We start from the raw sequence: 3,002 nt of genomic DNA, 5'->3' as shown, positions 1-3,002 counted from the left end.
TGCAGGGCATCATGTTCGCATACGGACGCAACATGTACTCGCTGTCGCGCGCCGGCTACTACCCGAAGTTCCTCTCCCTCACCGGCAAACGCCAGACGCCCTGGGTCGCGCTCGTCGTCGGGGCCGTGATCGGCTTCGTCGCGCTCGCCCTGGTCGACGCCCTCGGCGGCGCCGGCGGGGTCGCGGGTGCGATCGTGCTCAACATCGCGATCTGGGGTGCGGTGATCGCCTACGCGCTGCAGATGATCTCGTACGTGATCCTGCGCCGCAGGTTCCCGAACGCGCACCGCCCGTACCGCAGCCCGTGGGGCGTCCCCGGCGCGGTGATCGCCGGCGCGATCTCGGTGCTGATCTTCTTCGGCTTCTTCATCAACGAGCCGGCGCGACCCGCGATCGTCGCGATCGCCGTCGTGTACGTCGTGATCCTCATCGGATTCGCGCTGTTCTTCCGCCATCGCCTCGTGCTCTCCCCCGAGGAGGAGTACGCGCTGTCGGACGGCAAACACTGGGATCCGCAGGAGGAAGGCTACGACGCGATGGAGAAGGAGGTCTTCGGCGACGAGCCCAGGGCCTGATGCCCGTGCCAGGCAGCGGGGTCGCAGTGGTCCGGGGGGATGCTGCGGCCCCGCGTCTCGTTCGAGGCGGGGATGCGGCATCCTCGCGGGCGAGAACCGCGGAATTGACTCGGCCCCCTCGGGCCACCCCCTGCGCGGGGAGTGACTCGAGAGGGCCAAGTGCTCTCCGGAAGCTCAATTCCTCGCTGGGGACGAGACGCTGCTGGGGACAGCTGTGAGCAATCGAAACGGGAGCTGTTTACAACGGTACGGGGGAGATCGCTTCTCGTCTGTCCCCTCTTCGGGGGACAGTCTCACGCGACTGAAGGTCGGATCAGCGCCCTCAGTAGAGCAGGATCTGCTTCGACTGCGTCGAGGCGATGCCGCCGATCTCGACGCTGAAATGGTATGAGGCACCCCCGCCGGGGGCGCTCTGCCGGTCACTGTCGGCGCACGTGCTGACCGAGGAGCGCGTGCGATCCCACGTCAGCGGCGCGGCGCTGGCCACCGATTGGCCCGCCGCCAGCAGCACCACCATGTCGCTCGGCTCGGTCTGGCAGTCGGTGGAGCGCCACCACACGTCGTTGCCGCTGACGATCGTGAACGCCTGGCCGCTGGTGCCCACGTTGAGCGTGCAGTCGGTCGCGCCGTTGTTCGTGAGCTGGATCGACAGCTGCGGGTTCTGGCCGGGCTCGTAGGTGTCCTGGTCGCTCAGGGCCTCGACCGCGACGTCGCGCGCCACGCACGGCTTCGCGGTGGGCGTCGCGCCGGGGGATGCGGAGGCGGTGACGCTCGGCTCGGCGGTGACCTCCGCCGTCGGCTCGGGCGTCGGCGTGGCGCTCGGGGTGACCGTGCCGGGCACCGGCAGGTCGGTCGCCGCGGCCTGCGTCGCGGTCGGCTTCGGGGCCGGGCTCTCGGGCGCGCTCTCGGCAGCGGCGCCGCGCCAGGGCTGCGCGATGAGCAGCCACACCACGGCGACCACGGCAACCAGCGCCACGAGCAGCACGATCCGCCGACGTCGGTAGACCGCCGGGGAATGCCGTCTGCGGGGAGGTTCGCCGCTCATGCCCTCAGATTACGCGCGGACGCTCGGCGCGACGGGGCGGCACGCGCGGGCTGACGGCATCCTGCCGGGCGCAGGAGGGTCAGAGCCGCTTGAGCATGCGGGTATTGCCGAGCGTGTTCGGCTTGACGTGGGCCAGATCGAGGAACTCGGCGACACCCTCGTCAGGACTGCGGATGAGCTGCGAGTAGACGTCGGGGTCGACGACCTGCTCGCCGATCTGCGCGAACCCGCGCCGAGTGAAGAACCCCACCTCGAACGTGAGGCAGAACAGGCGCGAGAGGCCCAAGGTCCGCGCGTTCTGCTCGAGCGCCTCGACGATGCTGCGACCCACCCCGCGGTGCAGCCAGTCGTCCGCGACGATCAGGGTGCGCACCTCGCCGAGGTCCTCCCACATCACGTGCAGAGCGCCGCAGCCGATCACTCGGCCGCTCTCGTCCTCGGCGACGACGAACTGCTGAACCGCCTCGTACAGTACGACCAGGTCCTTGCCGAGCAGGATCCGCCGGTGCACGTAGGGCTCCAACAGGTCGCGGATGGCGCGGACGTCTGCCGACCGCGCCGCCCGCACCCTGAACTGGCTCACCGTGCCAGCCTACGGCGCGCTGTGATGCCCGTCCTCGCGGCCCGCGGTCGCATAGGTCCTGCACTTCGGTCCGCTGTGCGGCGTCAGCCCGCGTTTTTCCGCCGGGTCGCGGCTGCCCGAGCCGAAGTCTGCAGGAGTTGTGCGCCGCCGCCGCGTGACACCGCGCACGACGAAGGGGGGCGGATGCCGAAGCACCCACCCCCCCGTTCGTCGAATCGCTAGCCCACCGCGAGATCGGGCGTCGCGGTGATCTCGCCGGCGTTGACGACGCCGACGGCGACCTTCTCGCCGCGCGGTCCGTTCTCGAAGATGAACTCGCCGTTCACGGCGTCCACTGTGACGTGGTCGCCGGAGTTGAGCTCACCATGCAGAATGCGCTCCGATAGCCGGTCCTCGATCTCGTGCTGCATGGCGCGACGCAGCGGCCGGGCACCGAGCGCGGGGTCGAACCCGATCTCGATGAGGCGCTCCTTGGCGGCCAGCGAGAGCTCGATCGTCATGTCGCGGTCGAGCAGGCGCTCGCTGAGGCGCTTCGTGAACAGGTCCACGATCTCGATGAGCTCAGGCTTGGACAGCTGCGGGAACACGATGATGTCGTCGACGCGGTTGAGGAACTCGGGCTTGAAGTGCCGCTTGAGCTCTTCCTTGACCTTGCCCTGCATGCGGTCGTACGAGGTCGCGGTGTCGCCCTCGACCTGGAACCCGACCGGACCGCCCGCGATGTCGCGCGCACCCAGGTTGGTGGTCATGATGATGACCGTGTTCTTGAAGTCGATCATGCGGCCCTGACCGTCGGTCA

Annotated in this window: 4 protein-coding genes; 1 reads left to right on the top strand and 3 read right to left on the bottom strand. The window is 69.2% G+C overall.

Annotated features, from left to right (window positions below; all coding sequences use genetic code 11):
• Window positions 1-575: amino acid permease (locus QZV84_RS09305; RefSeq protein WP_292828708.1), on the top strand; the 575-nt coding region annotated here is incomplete at its 5' end.
• A gap of 322 nt (window positions 576-897) precedes the next feature.
• On the opposite strand, the gene QZV84_RS09300 is transcribed toward QZV84_RS09305, so the two are convergent.
• The 3 genes from QZV84_RS09300 to QZV84_RS09290 form a co-directional block, all read right to left on the bottom strand.
• The gene (locus QZV84_RS09300) at window positions 898-1,620 is read right to left on the bottom strand and encodes a hypothetical protein (protein WP_292828705.1); all 723 of its coding nucleotides are present in this window, start codon (window positions 1,618-1,620) and stop codon (window positions 898-900) included.
• A gap of 79 nt (window positions 1,621-1,699) precedes the next feature.
• Window positions 1,700-2,203 (bottom strand): amino-acid N-acetyltransferase, encoded by a 504-nt coding sequence (locus QZV84_RS09295; protein ID WP_292828702.1) that lies wholly within the window; start codon window positions 2,201-2,203, stop codon window positions 1,700-1,702.
• Between the two features lie 218 nt (window positions 2,204-2,421).
• Window positions 2,422-3,002, bottom strand: a 581-nt coding sequence (locus QZV84_RS09290; protein ID WP_292828699.1) for an AAA family ATPase, incomplete at its 5' end; no start/stop codon positions are given.

The organism is Microbacterium sp., from assembly GCF_011620715.1.
Lineage (GTDB): Bacteria > Actinomycetota > Actinomycetes > Actinomycetales > Microbacteriaceae > Microbacterium.
This window is presented reverse-complemented; position numbering and strand designations above follow the sequence as displayed.